Annotated in this window: 4 protein-coding genes; all 4 read right to left on the bottom strand. The window is 46.6% G+C overall.

What is annotated here, in order from left to right; genetic code table 11:
- On the bottom strand, window positions 1-272 hold a 272-nt coding region (locus AC3DOM_RS17640; protein ID WP_487920352.1), incomplete at its 3' end, for a hypothetical protein.
- Between the two features lie 3 nt (window positions 273-275).
- Entirely contained in the window at window positions 276-1,451 is a 1,176-nt protein-coding gene (locus AC3DOM_RS17635; RefSeq protein WP_487920351.1) for a bifunctional DNA primase/polymerase, read from the bottom strand.
- 2 nt (window positions 1,452-1,453) lie between these two features.
- A complete protein-coding gene (locus AC3DOM_RS17630) occupies window positions 1,454-1,858 on the bottom strand; it encodes a hypothetical protein (protein WP_487920350.1) in 405 nt (134 codons plus the stop codon).
- A gap of 77 nt (window positions 1,859-1,935) precedes the next feature.
- A complete protein-coding gene (locus AC3DOM_RS17625) occupies window positions 1,936-2,112 on the bottom strand; it encodes a hypothetical protein (RefSeq protein ID WP_487920349.1) in 177 nt (58 codons plus the stop codon).
- Window positions 2,113-2,213 lie beyond the last annotated feature (101 nt).

Below are 2,213 nucleotides of genomic sequence, written 5' to 3'. Positions count from 1 at the left end.
GCTATATGATTTAAATCCACATCATGGTTCGCAAACCATATACCCTTCCTACTCTGAACCATTGAAATAACCTCTCCTGTTCGGCTATCCAAAATAAAAGACATTCTATTGAGTACCCGAAAAATAGTGCTTTTACCAATCCCTGTTCTTTCTCTTAGCTCTTTGGCAGTCATTGCTTTCTGGGTAAGCAACCAGTACACTTCAGCACCAGACCTATTCAACCCGCCACCGTAACGAAACACATCATGACTAACAAGTTTCAAATAATCCATCTTCTATCTATCTCCAGTCCCAAACCTTGACACTACCCTCTTCAACCTGTGAGGAAGTGTCAGAGTTTGGGACTCTAATCTATAAGTATTTGAACAATCAGCAATCCATTCTTTGACTAATGAAATCAAGCCGGCTTCACAAAGACGCCTAGTGGCGTTCATACGCGCTTCAGGGGATAAACCAGCCCTCTCTGCCAGGTCTCGAACCGATGCGCCGTATTCATAGCGACAAGCATGATGAGCAATACTCGCATGGGCAATAAAAACCGATTTATCATATTGGCCTGATTTTCCCGGCCATGGCTTTGACATTGCCCATTCTTTCGCCTGAGATGCAAGTTGCCGAGGCCTGCTCTCTTGTGCGGATGCAAATTTGAAGGCATTGTCGAAGCTTGTCCGAAGATAGCTAAAGGCTTGTTGTGTAGATTTGGCTTGTATTTCTTGAAATTTGCCTGTCCCTGGATACTTGCTGAATAACTGGAGCGCGCCGTCAAAACCAAATCCAGCGTTGACTAATCCAGTTAGAATTGCCTGGTCGGCATGACTTCGACTTTGGTAACTCTCAATACCCAGACCATTCAACAAAGCCAAGGTTCGTTTGGGAATATAGCCACTTCGCCTGAATGGAATTGGCTCTAGTGCTTGCCTAATTGATTTCTGCGGCCCTAGGAACTGGAGCACATCTTGCGCTGTAAGAGTAGGCCGGCGATACAAATTCCCACTTACCAGAGAATAAGAACTGCTATCAACTACGCTGGGCGGAGCAGCAACGTAAGCCCCGAACCCGTGGCGGAACTCACCCGCTCCAAAGGATTTCGATACGTTTCGAGCATGTCCAGGCAGACTCCCATCAAGGGTGATATAGATATGCCTTCCAACTCCTGACGCAGTTTTTATGATGACCAAATCACTTTCTTTATAACCTAGGCCATCGAACCAACTGAGAAAATTCTGATAGGTGCCCGGCTTCTCTTTATCATCACAATCTATGATTGCCAGATGCGCGGAACCACCGCCGCGAATGCCGACATTTGCATTTTCAGGCGCATCCTGCCACATTTGTTCCGGGGTCAGGCGCGGCCAACCTTTCAGCCGCGCCCGTTTTGTTCCCGGCTCCAGTGGCAGGGTGTCAAAGCCTAATTCGGCATATTGCTTGAGCACCGCTCTAACATCTTGCATCTTTACGCCTGGAAGAGACCCATTTGCTGGGGTCCGTGCGGTTTCGGGCTTGGTGGCGTTTTTAGCTTAGGCATTTGCGGGATATTACCATTGACCGTCCAGTCTTTCAGGCATAAACCGACCTGTGCCCCGAAACCGTAATTCTTATAGATTGGCTTTTCCCAAATCAGTGCAATCGTGGCTGCGTAGATTCTTTCGGTCTCGCGGTCTTTGACTTGCACATTCTTCGCCCCGTACCGTTGCGCGGATTCCAGCGATTGAACATCGAACATTATCGCCGGCGGTTGACGTAGGAAGTGCTTACTTCCCGATACCGTTTTATAAAACGTGTCCCCAATGATATAGCCGACCACTCGACGGCCATCTTCCCGGTAGACCGGGGTTTGGTTTGTGTTATACTGATTCATGGAAATACTCCTTTATCCGAAGGTAGACTTTTCCGCTTTGCCCGCTGCATCAACAGCGGGCTTTTGATTTAAAGCGGTTAATAAAAACGAATAGTGTTTAGCCAGCTTGGGTCCTGTTCAAGTTTTCGCAATATAACTCCAAGGACAAAACGAATAGTATCGCTTTGTGACCGTTGGAAGTAGTTGGCAAGTTCTTTTATTGTGTGACGCTCTTCTTGATTCACCCGGAAAGAGAATAGTTTTTCTCGGTACATATTTACTCCTTAATAGACTAAAGGCAGCTTCTTAAGCTGCCTTTAGTCTATTACTTGTTATTACCTTTGCCTGTTGGGGAAATATGACAGGTTTTTACTAC

This window comes from Candidatus Desulfolinea nitratireducens, assembly GCF_982879505.1.
The sequence above is the reverse complement of the archived record's forward strand: the minus strand, read 5'-3'. Positions and strand labels throughout refer to the sequence as shown.